Here is a 13,105-nt window from a genome sequence, read left to right as displayed (position 1 = left end):
CTCTTAGGGGAAAAATCTTATATAGTCGGATGTTTATCAGTAATTTCACCCTTAAAAATAAAAACCATAAAAATAGCAATACTGATATCAAAAAAATAACGGAAATATACTTGATGGGTTAGCATAAGTCTGGAAGGAGTGAATTTCCGGGCGGAAGACAGTAAATATATGAGTTTTAACCAGTTAACTTATGGCTATGCACAATCCACGTTATGCATCGTCATGATATGAAATTATATGGCTTGCAGCGACGCGATGATTCACGCCGCTAAGCCATAGTGACTGCTTACGACAACGGCGGATAAATATCGAAACGGTGGCTTTTGGTCACCACCGCCGATTGAGTGGCGACGCCGGCCAGCGGCGGTGCGTAATCCGGGCGCTTCACCACGATGCGCTTCTTCGCCAGACGGCGCGCCGGTTCGAGCAGCGCATCGGCATCTTCGTCCGGCCCCACCAGCGACTGAAACACCCGCATCTCCTTCTTCACCAGCGCGCTTTTCTGCCGGTGCGGATACATCGGATCGAGATACACCACGTCCGGTGCCGGCGTGATATCACTCAGCGCCTGCTGGCTGACCACATGCAGCAGCGTCAGGCGCTCGCGCAGCCAGCCGCCGATCTCCGCATCTTCATAGCCACGCCGCAAACCATCTTCCAGCAACGCCGCGACCACCGGATGACGCTCCAGCATACGCACGCGGCAGCCCAGCGCGGCCAGCACAAAGGCATCGCGCCCCAATCCCGCCGTCGCGTCCACCACGTCGGGCAGGTAATCCCCTTTGATGCCCACCGCTTTCGCCACCGCTTCGCCGCGTCCGCCGCCAAATTTGCGCCGGTGCGCCATCGCGCCGGAAACGAAATCGACAAAGATGCCGCCGAGCTTCGGCTCGTCCACTTTACGCAGCTCCAGATGCTGCGCTGTCAGCACCAGCGCCAGCGTGGCGCTGTCGTCCTGCTCCAGCCCCCAGCGCTGCGCCAAATGTAATAAGGCGCCGTCTCCGGCGCCTGTTTCATCCACTAAACCGATCTTCACAAGCAGGCTTATCCCTGAATTCCGTAGTGTTCCAGCATCGCATCCAACTGCGGTTCACGGCCGCGGAAGCGTTTGAACAGCTCCATCGGCTCTTCGGAACCGCCGCGTGTCAGGATGTTGTCGAGGAACGACTGACCGGTCTGACGGTTGAAGATGCCCTCTTCTTCGAAGCGCGAATAGGCATCGGCAGCCAGCACGTCGGCCCACAGATAGCTGTAGTAACCCGCCGCGTAGCCACCGGCAAACACGTGGCTGAAGGCGTGCGGGAAGCGGCCCCACTCCGGGCTCGGCACCACGGCAACCTGCTTTTTCACTTCACGCAGGGTTTCGAGGATTTGCGCGCCCTGCGCCGGATCAAACTCGGTATGCAGACGGAAATCGAACAGGCCGAACTCCAGCTGACGCAGAATGAACAGCGCCGCCTGATAATTTTTCGCCGCCAGCATTTTATCCAGCAGCGCTTTCGGCAGCGGCTCACCGGTTTCGTAATGGCCGGAGATGAACGCCAGCGCTTCCGGCTCCCAGCACCAGTTTTCCATAAACTGGCTCGGCAGCTCGACCGCGTCCCACGGCACGCCGTTGATGCCGGATACGCCCGGCGCTTCGATGCGCGTCAGCATGTGGTGCAGGCCGTGGCCGAACTCGTGGAACAGCGTGGTCACTTCATCATGAGTGAACAGCGCCGGTTTGCCCTGGACCGGGCGATTGAAGTTACAGGTCAGGTACGCCACCGGCTTCTGCAGGCTGCCATCGGCTTTACGCATCTGCCCGACGCAGTCATCCATCCACGCGCCGCCGCGCTTGTGCTCGCGCGCGTAAAGGTCGAGGTAGAAGCTGCCACGCAGCTCGCCGCTCTCGTCGAACAGGTCGAAGAAACGCACGTCCGGATGGTAAACATCCACGTCGGTACGCTCTTTGGCGGTGATGCCATAAATACGCTTCACCACTTCAAACAGGCCGTTTACCGCGCGTGATTCCGGGAAGTACGGACGCAGCTGTTCGTCGCTGATGGTGTACAGATGCTGTTTCTGCTTCTCGCCGTAATAGGTGAGATCCCACGGATTCATGTCATCCACGCCAAACTCTTTTTTGGCGAAGGCACGCAGCTGCGCCAGCTCTTTTTCACCCTGCGGGCGCGCGCGTTTGGCGAGGTCGTTCAGGAAGTCGATCACCTGAGACGGGCTTTCCGCCATTTTGGTTGCCAGCGATTTGTCGGCGAACGAGTCAAAGCCCAGCAGCTCGGCCAGTTCGTGGCGCAGCGCCAGCTCTTCCGCCATGATTGGGCCGTTGTCCCATTTACCGGCGTTCGGGCCCTGATCGGAGGCACGGGTGGAATAGGCGCGATACATCTCTTCACGCAGCGCGGCGTTGTCACAATAGGTCATCACCGGCAGATAGCTCGGGATATCCAGCGTCAGCAGCCAGCCTTCCTGCTGTTTGGCTTCCGCCTGCGCTTTGGCCGCGGCCAGTGCGCTCTCCGGCATGCCCGCCAGCTCGGCTTCGTCGGTGATCAGTTTGCTCCAGCCCATGGTGGCGTCCAGCACGTTGTTGCTGTAAGCCGATCCCAGTTCGGAGAGGCGCGCGGCGATCTCGCCATAGCGTTTCTGTTTCTGTTTATCGAGGCCGATACCGGACAGCTCAAAGTCGCGCAGGCTGTTATCCACCGCTTTCTTCTGCGCGGTATCCAGCTGTGCGTAGCTCTCGCCCTCACGCAGGTTGCGATACGCCTGATACAGGCCTTCGTGCTGACCCACCCAGGTGCTGTATTCGGACAGCAGCGGCAGCGTCTGCTCGTAGGCTTCGCGCAGTTCCGGGCTGTTTTTTACCGAGTTGAGATGGCTGACCGGCGAGAAGATGCGGCCCAGGCGATCGTCCACTTCCGCCAGCGGCTGGACTAAATTTTCCCAGGTGTAAGGCGCGCCCTGCGCCACTACGCGCTCCACCGCCGCGCGACAGTCGTTCAGCGCTTCAGTTACAGCGGGAACCACGTGCTCAGGTTTGATGGCGGAAAAAGGCGGTAGCGTAAAAGGCGTGAGTAACGGATTGGTCATAAGCGCAGTCCTTTCATCATGGAGTGGGGCCGCGCGCAGGGGCGCGGCGCAATTTTACTAACATGCGGCCAGACGAGGGGAAAATCAATGCCACCCGCAAGGGCAGAGAGAAAAACGCGCGATGAATCGCGCCGCAACAATAAGTGCACGTATCAGTAGCGGCGCGATCTAGCGCGCAATGTTGAAAAAAAAAGCCCGCCAGACGGCGGGCCAGAGGTTATTTGATGGTCAGCTGATAATGGATCACATCATACGGCGCGACCCACGGTGGCAGCGGCTCGCGCTCATAAATATCTTTCGCCAGCGCCCAGCCTTCCACTGCGCCGCCTTTACCGGTCAGCGACATGCCTTCCTGCAACAGCGGCGGCAGGCTGTCGTTGAACGGCACCTGATCGTGCGAAAAATCGTTGATTACCTTGCCGCTCAGAGTGGTGACGCGGACGCTGACCGCCGCCTGCTGGTCCGGCAGCAGTTTGCCTTTCACGCTTTTCACCGCAAACCACTGCATGCCGAGATCTTTCTTCAGCGCTTTACGCTTCGCCACTTTCTTGTCCAGCTGCGCGTAACCTTTTTCAATCAGTGCGTTTAGTCCTTTGCCAATGGAAGCCTGCATGGTGGCGTAACGGCGCGCCATCTCTTCGCCATCGAGCAGCGAATCACCGCTTTGCAGCTGGGTGGTTAAGCCGGCAATCAGCTGATCCATACTGATGCTGAGGCCGATGTCTTTGACCATCTGCAGCTGCACCACCGCATTGCTAGCGATGAACTGACCCAGCGTATAACCATCGCGTTCGGCATCGCTTTTCGGGGCAGAAAGTTTCGGCGCAGCGGCCGGTTGCTGCTTCGCCGCCTCCAGTTCCCGCGTCAGCTGCGCCAGGTTGTGCGCCTGCTGCTGTTTTTCGCTATCCAGCGCGGCGAGTTGTTTTTCACGCTCGGCCTGCTGCGTCTGCAGCGCGGTGAGCTTCTTCTCGCTTTCCGTCTGCTGAGACTGTAACGCTTTCAGCTGTTTGTCGCTTGCAGTCTGCTGCGCGGCCAGTTTTTGGGCGCTCTCAGCCTGCTGTGCGCTGAGCTGCTTTTTACTTTCAGCCTGCAGCGCCGCCAGCGCCTTGTCGTTTTCTGCCTGTAGGGCCGCCAGCTTTTTGTCGTTCCCGGCCTGCTGCGCGCTGAGCTGCTGTTTGCTTTCAGCCTGCAGCGCCGCCAGCGCTTTCTCGTTTTCGGCTTTCAGCGCTTTCAGCGCGTCGGCGCTCTGGGTGGCCGCCGCGCGCGCTTCACTGAGCTGTTTCGTCAGCTGGGCGCTGCCGGCACTTTGCTGCTGCTGTGCCTCTTTCAGCGCCTGCTGCAGCGTGGCGATGTTTTTCTCCTGCTGCTGCTTCTCCGCGCTGAGCGCTGCCAGTTTTTTGTCGTTCCCGGCCTGCTGGGCGCTGAGCTGCTTTTTGCTCTCAGCCTGCAGCGCCGCCAGCGCTTTCTCGTTTTCGGCTTTCAGCGCTTTCAGCGCGTCGGCGCTCTGGGTGGCCGCTGCGCGCGCGTCGCTGAGCTGTTTTGTCAGCTGGGCGCTGCCGGCGCTTTGCTGCTGCTGTGCCTCTTTCAGCGCCTGCTGCAGCGTGGCGATGTTTTTCTCCTGCTGCTGCTTCTCCGCGCTGAGCGCTGCCAGTTTTTTGTCGCTGGCAGCCAGCTGCGCCTTTAACGCATCGTCCGCTTTCACCGCAGGTGCCGCAGACAGCTTTTCCAGCTCCGCCACGCGCGCGCAGACGCGTCAGTTCCGCACTGTGATCGGGCGCTGTTGCGGCTTTTTTCTCTGCCTTGCTGACGGTTTTCGCCGCCGGTTTAGCGGCCGGTTTTGCAGGTGGCTGTGGTTTTGCTGCCGGTGCCGGCGGCAGGGTGCGCGCTGCTTCGCTGAACGCGCGCAGCATGTCATCATCAGCCGCTGACGCGGCCTGTCCGGGTAGCAGTAAGGCCGCGCTAATCAGCACCGCCAGCAGATGACGCTGTGTCATCAAAACCTCCAGTCGCGGCTCCTTGCCGCTAAGAAAACAAAAGGCCTCATCTCAATATGTTAATTGAGATGAAGCCATCCACCGCGCGAGGTTGTCGCGCTGTTAAAAAAGGGGTCGGCTTGCGCCGTTATTGTTAACCGGCCTGGCGAATAATCAGCTGTGACAGACGGGTTTTAATGCGGAAGCACAGTTCACGGATCTGGAACTGATAGCGCGGCATGACTAAATCGTTAATATCCGCGCCGATCGAATCTTTAATCTGCAGATATTTGTTGGTCTGCGCGCCAATTTTCTGGAATTCCGCCTGGTAGCTGTCGTAAGACGCCTGGCTGTAGAGGCGCATCGCATCCAGCTCTTTACGGCACTGCTGAATGTTGCTGGCGCGATCGTCAGCGAACGAGGCAGCGGCCGGCTGGGCTGGCGCTTCGGTTACAAACGGCTGGCCGTCAGGCCGTGCAGCGGATTCAGCCATCGGCTGAGCGTCGGCGGCGGGCGGCGTTACCAGGCTATGAACAGGCTGTTGTTTCGCGCAGCCGGCCAGTGCCAGCAGGCTTGCCACCGCGATACCAGTCATTTTTTTCATTATTGTCACCAGGAGTTATTAAGGATGCTTGAAGCAAAAAATTATACGGCCATGGCCGAAAAGTTTCCTTGCCAGAGACGCATTCCTGGCATTTCGCTCGCGACCGCTTCGTTTTCGGCTACTAACTTACTTAATCTGCGGTAAAATTTCGAGAGTCGAATTATCCCTACGTGAAATTAGTTCTCTACCAGACCGGTCGCATTCCGCTAAAGCGACCCGCGCGCTGAAAACTTAAGCGGATGGTAAAACGTCAGCAATTTTTATGCGGCGCGGCTATAATCGCGCCACACACGATCTATTCGACTTCATTGATCCAACCGCGGACCCCTCTTTTTTATGCTGAGTTATCGCCACAGTTTTCATGCCGGCAACCACGCCGACGTGCTGAAACACACCGTTGAAAGCCTGATCCTCACCGCCCTGATGGAGAAGGAAAAACCTTTCCTCTATCTGGACACCCACGCCGGTGCCGGACGTTACCAGCTGAGCGGTGAGCACGCCGAACGTACCGGCGAATATCTGGAAGGCATTGCGCGTATCTGGCAGCAGCCGGACGCACCAGCGCTGCTGAAGCCCTATCTGGCGGCGATTCGCAACCTCAACCCAACCGGTACGCTGCGCTATTACCCTGGCTCGCCGCTGATCGCCCGCCATCTGCTGCGCGACGAAGATAAGCTGCAGCTCACCGAACTGCATCCGACCGATTACCCGCTGCTGCGCAGTGAGTTCAGTAAAGATGCGCGCGCCCGCGTTGAACGCGCGGATGGCTATCAGCAGCTGAAGGCCAAACTGCCGCCACCGACCCGTCGCGGCCTGATCCTTATCGACCCGCCGTACGAAATGAAAAGCGATTATCAGGATGTGGTGAAAGGCATTCAGGAAGGTCACAAACGTTTCGCCACCGGCGTCTATGCACTGTGGTATCCGGTGGTGTTGCGCCAGCAGATCAAGCACATGCTGAAGGATCTGGAAGCCACCGGCATCCGCAATATTCTGCAGATCGAGCTGGCAGTGCGTCCGGACAGCGATCAGCGCGGCATGACTGCGTCCGGGATGATTGTCATCAACCCGCCGTGGAAGCTGAAAGCGCAGATGGAAGAGCTGCTGCCGTGGCTGCACCAGAAACTGGTGCCCGCCGGCACCGGTCACTACAGCGTGACGCAAATCGTGCCGGAATAAGCGCTACACCTCAAATATCGCAAAATCGTGAGCCAGTTCGGTGGCCGGAAACACCGACTGGCACTCTGCCAGTAGCCTTTCCCGATCCTGTGACAAATAGCGCGAGCTAAAGTGCGTAGCGATCATGCGTTTTGCGCCAGCGCGCTGTGCCACGCTGGCCGCCTGCACCGTAGTGGAGTGGCCGCGCCCGTTGGCTTTTTCCGCCATCGCCGCTTCCAGCGTGGTTTCATGCACCATCACATCGGCGTTCGCCGCCAGCTGCAACGCCACCTCGGTGGGGCCGGTATCGCCGAAGATCGCCAGCACTTTGCCTTTGGTGGCCGGGCCAAGATAGTCGGCGCCGTTGATCTCGCGGCCATCTTCCAGCGTGATGCGTTTGCCCTGTTTCAGATCCTGATACCACGGGCCGCGCGGCACGCCTTCCGCCTTCAGGCGCGGTGCGTCAAGGAAGCCCGGCTTATCATGCTGTTCGATGCGGTAGCCATAGCACTCGACCACGTGGTTTAGCGCATAAGCAGTGACGCGAAACTCACCGTTATCCAGCACCGGACCGGCTTCGATCTCGACAATCTCCAGCGGATAGCCGGTATAAGAGCCACTCAGGCTGAGCGCAGTGTCGACAAACTGGCGCAATCCTTTCGGACCGTACAGCGTCATCGGCTCGGTCAGGCCCGCCATCGAACGGCTGGTGAGCAGACCCGGCAGGCCAAAGATGTGATCGCCATGCAAATGGGTAATAAAGATTTTTTCCAGCTTGCCGGGCTTAAGCGCCGATCGCATAAACTGATGCTGCGTCGCTTCACCACAGTCGAACAGCCAGGTCTCGCCGCGCTTCGACAGCGTCAGCGCAATGGCGGTGACGTTGCGCTGCAGGCTGGGCGCGCCCGCGCCGGTACCAAGAAATGTCAGGTGCATGATAAGTTCCTTTGAGCCAACCCCTTGCCGGCATTCAACCCTATTACATACATAGGTGCAAACTTTGCGCCGGTAACTGAAGCGGCGTTACACTCTATGCCAGTTTTCCTCCAACAGATGGACACAACGGATGACCAGACATTTTGATTACCTCGCCATTGGCGGCGGCAGCGGCGGTATCGCCTCCATTAACCGTGCGGCGATGTATGGCCAGAAGTGCGCGCTGATCGAAGCGAAAGAGCTGGGCGGCACCTGCGTCAACGTCGGCTGTGTACCGAAGAAAGTGATGTGGCATGCGGCACAAATCGCCGAAGCAATTCACCTGTACGGTCCGGATTACGGCTTTGATACCACCGTTAATCGCTTTGACTGGTCAACGCTGGTGAAAAATCGCAGCGCCTACATCGACCGTATCCACACCTCATACGACAACGTGCTGGGTAAAAACCAGGTGGAAGTGATCAAAGGGTTCGCGCGCTTTGTCGATGCCCACACGGTGGAAGTGAACGGCGAGACCATTACTGCCGACCATATCCTGATCGCCACCGGCGGGCGTCCCAGCCATCCAAAGGTGCCGGGCGCAGAGTACGGCATCGATTCCGACGGCTTCTTTGAGCTGGAGGCGCTGCCAAAACGCGTTGCGGTGGTAGGCGCAGGCTATATTGCGGTAGAGCTGGCCGGCGTGGTGAATGCGCTGGGCGCAGAAACTCACCTGTTTGTGCGTCAGCATGCGCCGCTGCGCAGCTTCGACCCGCTGATTGTTGAGACGCTGGTTGAAGTGATGCAGGCGGAAGGTCCGACGCTGCACACCGAATCGATCCCGAAAGCGGTGATCAGGAATGCTGACGGCAGCCTGACGCTGCAGCTGGAAAACGGCCAGCAGCAGACGGTGGATTGCCTGGTATGGGCAATTGGCCGCGAGCCCGCTACCGATAACCTCAACCTGGCGGTGACCGGTGTGGCGCTGAATGACAAAGGCTACATTCAGGTCGACAAGTTCCAGAACACTAACGTCAAAGGCATCTATGCGGTAGGTGATAACACCGGTGCGGTCGAGCTGACGCCGGTGGCCGTGGCGGCAGGCCGTCGCCTGTCCGAACGCCTGTTTAATAACAAGCCGGACGAGCATCTCGACTACAGCAACGTTCCCACCGTGGTGTTCAGCCATCCGCCGATTGGCACCGTCGGTCTGACCGAACCGCAGGCGCGTGAGCAGTATGGCGACGACCAGGTAAAAGTGTACAAATCGTCGTTCACCGCCATGTATACCGCGGTGACCCAGCACCGTCAGCCGTGCCGCATGAAGCTGGTATGCGTGGGGCCGGAAGAGAAGATTGTGGGTATTCACGGTATCGGCAACGGCATGGATGAGATGCTGCAGGGCTTTGCGGTGGCGCTGAAGATGGGCGCCACCAAAAAAGACTTCGACAACACCGTGGCGATTCACCCGACGGCGGCGGAAGAGTTCGTCACCATGCGCTAACACCGCCTCCGCGCCATCATCGCAGCCCCCGCCTGGGGGCTTTTTTGTTTGCTGACTACTCAACAGCGCGCATACCCGCTATGATTTTTGCTTTGCTGGCGCGGCGGCCAGCGTTTTGCGGTAACGGGATGACGTCAGCGCGTGAATATCATCAGCATAATTATGGAGTCGGGCAAAGCTGCGGTCGACGTCGCGCTTTACACTCTGATTCCCATCATGGTGGTGATGCTATTCATCATGAAATACCTCGAAGTGAAAGGCGTGCTGGATTTTGTCGTGCGCCACGCCACGCCGTTACTGAAGCCGCTGGGGATTACCGGCCTGGCGCTGTTCGCACTCATCCAGTTGAATTTTGTCAGTTTTGCCGCACCGCTCGCCGCGCTGGCGATCATGGAGAAGCGCGGCACCTCAGACCGCCACATGGCGGCCACGCTGGCGATGCTGTTTGCGATGGGCCAGGCCAATGCCTTTTATCCGCTGATTCCGGACGGGCTCAACTGGAGTGCCGCGCTGCTGTTCTCTATCAGCGGCGGCGTGCTGGCGGCCGCCTCAACCTATCACTTTTTTGCCCGCAAACTTTCCGACGTCGCGCTGCGTGATGAAGATCAGGGCGTGGAGAACAGCGACGCGAAGCAGGGGCTGATCGCCATCATCAACACCTCGGGTGCCGACGCCATTCGCCTCGCGCTCGGTTCGCTGCCGATGCTGATCCTTTCCTTGTCGGTGGTGGGCATCCTGAAGAGTGCCGGCGCCATTGAGCTGCTGACGCAGCTGCTGGCACCGCTGTTGCAGAAACTGCATATCGCCGAGGTGTATGTGCTGCCTGCGCTGACCAAATGCCTGGCCGGCGGCACCGCCTATTACGGTGTGGTTGCCGGACTGGTTGAACAGGGGCATTACAGTGCGCACAACATCAACGCCTCGGCAGGCCTGCTGATTCAGACCTTCGACCTGCCCGGCATCGGCATTTTCCTCGGTCTCTCCAGCCGTTTTCCGCGCCTGTTCCGCTTCGCCGTGCCCGGCATTTTGCTGGGCATTGCGCTGCGCGCCACGGCGCACAGCCTGCTGTTCTGATGCCCAACGCTTAATATCGACGTGATTCAGGCCGCTTTGAAAACGGCCATCCCGACTCACGTAGCGAAAAATGACAATATTACATCCAGAGCAGCTCAGGCTTATTGAAGGTAACAAATTTCTCGGTAAAGAACCGACACTCATCAATAGCCAGATTAATTTTCATGGTAAGAACAATATTCTGATATGTGAGGAGGGCGTAGTCCTGCAGGATTCCGTAGTGGATTTTCGGGCGGATAATTCAATCATTTATTTGAGCCAAAGTGCGATACCCTACATCGTTAAAATAATTGCATTCTCAAATTCGGTCTGCTTCATTGGCAGACATAATTACTTCAATGAAAAGTTAACGCTAATTCTCTCAGAAGAAAAAAATATCATCATTGGCAATCATTGTTGTCTCTCCTTTGGTATCTGGATGCGAACCGCCGATCCTCATCTGATATATAACATTGCGGATAATCAGCGCATCAATCATTCCCGTAGCATTTATATCGGCGATCACGTGTGGATCGGACAAAACGCGATGATTTTAAAAGGTTCATCGATCCACTCCGGCAGCGTAATTGGTGCCATGAGTCTGGTGGCGGGGAAAACGATACACTCCAATAGCTGCTGGGGCGGGAACCCAGTGAGAATGCTTAAAGAGAATATTGCCTGGTCCGGAGAAAGCGTTCATCACTGGACAGAAGCGACAACGCGTGCCTTTAACATGTGCGATACCGAACCAATGCAGTTTAACCATGACGACCATGTATTAAATATTGCCGTGATTGAACAGGGGTTTAAAGATGCCCGTAATGTTGTTGATAAATGCCAATATCTGTTGAAGCAGATCGTTAAAAACGAAAATAAAAACCGTTTTTATGGTTAAGGTAAATATTAGGGCTAACGATGTCAGCCAGTCCGTATTAACCAGCCGCAGACCGCCATTAATAACGGTCTGCGCAACCAGGTGACACGGCAAAGTTACGCATCCGCGCCAAACGCCAGCGCTTTCTGCGCGCGCAACTCTGCCAGCCGGGCTTCCAGCGCGGCTTCGATGTGCTGATAGGCCGTGCTGCCGAGCGCCAGCCGCAGCGGCATCGTTTCCTGATCCAGCGTCGCCAGCGTGGCCGCCACGCATTTTCCGGCATCACCCAATATAGCAAAGTCACCCGCTTCAATCGCCCGACGGAACTGACCGGATGCGTTGTCACGATAGGCGTCGAGCGGCGCGGCGATATCCAGCCCGCTGGCGAAGTTGGTGACGGTCGGGCCCGGCTCCACCAGCAGTAGCTCAATACCAAAGCTGGCCACTTCCTGACGCACCGCTTCGACAAAACCTTCAATGCCCCATTTGCTGGCGTGATACAGGCTGAAATTGGGATACGCCACCTGGCCGCCCTCGGACGAAATCTGCGCAATGCGGCCACCGCCCTGCTGGCGCAAATGCGGGATGACGGCGCGAATCAGCTGGATCGATCCGGTGAGATTGGTGGCGATCTGGCGTGCAATCTGCGCGTCGCTGAGCTCTTCCGCCGCGCCAAACAGACCGTAAGCGGCGTTGCTTACCACCACATCAATACGCCCGACGCGGGCAAAGGCGGTGGCGATGGCCGGTGCGATACTGGCCGTTTCGGCCAGATCCAGCCGCATCACCAGCAGCCGATCGCCATATTGCTGCTGCAAATCTTCCAGCGCCTGCTCGCGGCGCACCGTTGCCACCACGCGATCGCCGCGCTCAAGTAAACGTTCACTCATCAGTCGGCCCAGTCCGCTGCTGGCACCGGTAATTAACCAGGTTTTCATTTTGCGCTCCTCATGTTGAAAACCTGATGATAGATCGCTTTACTGGTGGTCATAATCTCCCCAATCGCACATGACCTGGTGAGGAAATACCACCAATGAAACGCCCTTCATGGCACGAACTGCAGGCGATCAAAACGCTGGGCGAGCAGCGCAGCTTCCGGCGCGCTGCCGAGCTGCTTGGCCTGAAGCGATCTTCGCTCAGCCACCTGGTGAAAACGCTGGAGCACAACCTCGGCGTGCAGCTGTTTCAGCGCACCACACGCAGCGTGTCGCTGACCGACGCCGGTGAGCAGCTATTACAGCGCCTCGCGCCGCTGCTCAATCAGATGGATGAGGTGCTGCACGAGGTCAGCCTGAGCCGCCAGCAGCAGTACGGTACGCTGCGCATCAGCGCCAGCGATGTGGTGATTGGCCTGCTGCTGGATCAGGTAGTGCCCGAGTTCAGCGCGCGCTATCCCGGTATTCAGCTTGATTTCGCCGCTCAGGGCGCGCTGGTAGATATCACCGCCGCCGGGTTTGATGCCGGCATCCGTCTGATTGAAGATGTGCCGCAGGATATGGTGGCTATTGCGCTCGGCGGCCCGCTGACCTTCGTTACCGTAGCCTCGCCCGACTATCTGGCGGCGCACGCGCCGGTGCGTCAGCCGCAGGATTTACTGCAGCAGCAGTGTATTCGTCATCGCCTGCCCGGGGGCAAACGCTATCGCTGGGAGTATCAGAGTGCGGAAGAAAGTCTGGAGATTGACGTGCCGGGTACGCTGACGTTAGACAATAACGCGCTGATGGCGCGCGCGGCCATCAACGGTTCAGGGATTGCGTTCGTGCCCTCACTGTACGTTAGCGAGGCACTGCAGCAGGGGAAATTAGTGGAGCTGCTGGCCGACTGGCGCATTCAGTCGGCGGGAATCGCGCTGTGGTTCCCGCCGAACCGGCATCAGTCGATGGCGCTGCGGCTGTTTATCGACGCATTGAAAACCCGCCTGCCGCACTACCGCTGAA

General features: G+C 58.2%; 11 protein-coding genes. 5 read left to right on the top strand and 6 right to left on the bottom strand.

The window, feature by feature from the left end; all coding sequences use genetic code 11:
• Positions 1–286 precede the first annotated feature (286 nt).
• The 4 genes from rsmJ to AC6I8F_RS01060 all read right to left on the bottom strand — a co-directional run bounded on the left by rsmJ (position 287) and on the right by AC6I8F_RS01060 (position 5,664).
• A complete protein-coding gene (gene rsmJ, locus AC6I8F_RS01075; RefSeq protein ID WP_021508104.1) occupies positions 287–1,036 on the bottom strand; it encodes a 16S rRNA (guanine(1516)-N(2))-methyltransferase RsmJ in 750 nt (249 codons plus the stop codon).
• 8 nt (positions 1,037–1,044) lie between these two features.
• Positions 1,045–3,087 (bottom strand): oligopeptidase A, encoded by a 2,043-nt coding sequence (prlC, locus tag AC6I8F_RS01070; protein WP_058759342.1) that lies wholly within the window; start codon positions 3,085–3,087, stop codon positions 1,045–1,047.
• Between the two features lie 217 nt (positions 3,088–3,304).
• Entirely contained in the window at positions 3,305–4,825 is a 1,521-nt protein-coding gene (locus AC6I8F_RS01065) for a hypothetical protein (protein ID WP_498028401.1), read from the bottom strand.
• Between the two features lie 389 nt (positions 4,826–5,214).
• Positions 5,215–5,664: a YuaE family lipoprotein gene (locus AC6I8F_RS01060; protein ID WP_021508101.1), complete on the bottom strand. Its 450-nt coding sequence runs from the start codon at positions 5,662–5,664 to the stop codon at positions 5,215–5,217.
• Between the two features lie 336 nt (positions 5,665–6,000).
• Between AC6I8F_RS01060 and AC6I8F_RS01055 the strand changes: the two genes are divergently transcribed.
• Entirely contained in the window at positions 6,001–6,843 is an 843-nt protein-coding gene (locus tag AC6I8F_RS01055; protein WP_021508100.1) for a 23S rRNA (adenine(2030)-N(6))-methyltransferase RlmJ, read from the top strand.
• 3 nt (positions 6,844–6,846) lie between these two features.
• Here the strand turns inward: AC6I8F_RS01055 and rnz are convergent, their stop codons facing one another.
• The gene (gene rnz, locus AC6I8F_RS01050) at positions 6,847–7,758 is read right to left on the bottom strand and encodes a ribonuclease Z (RefSeq protein WP_059012345.1); all 912 of its coding nucleotides are present in this window, start codon (positions 7,756–7,758) and stop codon (positions 6,847–6,849) included.
• 130 nt (positions 7,759–7,888) lie between these two features.
• Between rnz and gorA the strand changes: the two genes are divergently transcribed.
• The 3 genes from gorA (at position 7,889) to AC6I8F_RS01035 (ending at position 11,189) form a co-directional block, all read left to right on the top strand.
• Positions 7,889–9,241 carry a glutathione-disulfide reductase gene (gorA, locus tag AC6I8F_RS01045; RefSeq protein ID WP_058780218.1) on the top strand — a complete coding sequence of 451 codons (1,353 nt, stop codon included), beginning with the start codon at positions 7,889–7,891 and terminating at the stop codon, positions 9,239–9,241.
• A 141-nt stretch (positions 9,242–9,382) separates the two neighbouring features.
• Positions 9,383–10,315 (top strand): nucleoside recognition domain-containing protein, encoded by a 933-nt coding sequence (locus tag AC6I8F_RS01040; RefSeq protein ID WP_498028400.1) that lies wholly within the window; start codon positions 9,383–9,385, stop codon positions 10,313–10,315.
• 70 nt (positions 10,316–10,385) lie between these two features.
• On the top strand, positions 10,386–11,189 hold the full coding sequence (locus AC6I8F_RS01035) for an acyltransferase (RefSeq protein WP_498028399.1): 804 nt from the start codon (positions 10,386–10,388) through the stop codon (positions 11,187–11,189).
• A gap of 95 nt (positions 11,190–11,284) precedes the next feature.
• Here AC6I8F_RS01035 and AC6I8F_RS01030 read toward each other — a convergent pair whose 3' ends face one another.
• Positions 11,285–12,106 carry an SDR family oxidoreductase gene (locus AC6I8F_RS01030; protein ID WP_498028398.1) on the bottom strand — a complete coding sequence of 274 codons (822 nt, stop codon included), beginning with the start codon at positions 12,104–12,106 and terminating at the stop codon, positions 11,285–11,287.
• A gap of 95 nt (positions 12,107–12,201) precedes the next feature.
• On the opposite strand from AC6I8F_RS01030, the gene AC6I8F_RS01025 reads away from it, so the two are divergent.
• A complete protein-coding gene (locus tag AC6I8F_RS01025) occupies positions 12,202–13,104 on the top strand; it encodes a LysR substrate-binding domain-containing protein (RefSeq protein ID WP_058775167.1) in 903 nt (300 codons plus the stop codon).
• Position 13,105: the final 1 nt, after the last annotated feature.

The organism is gamma proteobacterium symbiont of Axiagastus rosmarus (genome assembly GCF_059730925.1).
The sequence above is the reverse complement of the archived record's forward strand: the minus strand, read 5'-3'. Positions and strand labels throughout refer to the sequence as shown.